The organism is Halolamina salina (assembly GCF_042678005.1).
GTDB lineage: Archaea > Halobacteriota > Halobacteria > Halobacteriales > Haloferacaceae > Halolamina > Halolamina salina.
The window spans coordinates 3,340-3,629 of record NZ_JBHUDH010000045.1 but is presented as its reverse complement, the minus strand read 5'-3'; the positions used below and the strand labels follow the sequence as shown (position 1 = coordinate 3,629).

Below are 290 nucleotides of genomic sequence, written 5' to 3'. Positions count from 1 at the left end.
CTCGTCGGCGTGCGTGTACTCGGTGTCGATCGAGAGCGACGCCGTCACCGTCCCGCCGGCGTCGACGGAGCGCTCGATCAGGTGGGACTCGTCGTCGTCGGCGATCCGTGTCGGCCAGTAGGCGGCCGCGAGGAAGCGGCCCGCGGTCTCCGTGGTGTTCGTCGCCGTCAGCTCCACCTCGAGTGTCTCCCCGCGGTCGACGCTGTCGGGCACCGAGAGCGAGTCGAGTTCGAACGACGGCGCCGACGCCGCGAGCGTCTCGCGGACGTCGTCGGGCAGTTCCCACTCCC

1 pseudogene is annotated in these 290 nt (G+C 71.4%); it reads right to left on the bottom strand.

What is annotated here, in order from left to right:
* Window positions 1-290 (bottom strand): annotated as a pseudogene (locus ACFR9S_RS05395) (hypothetical protein); the annotation flags it as partial.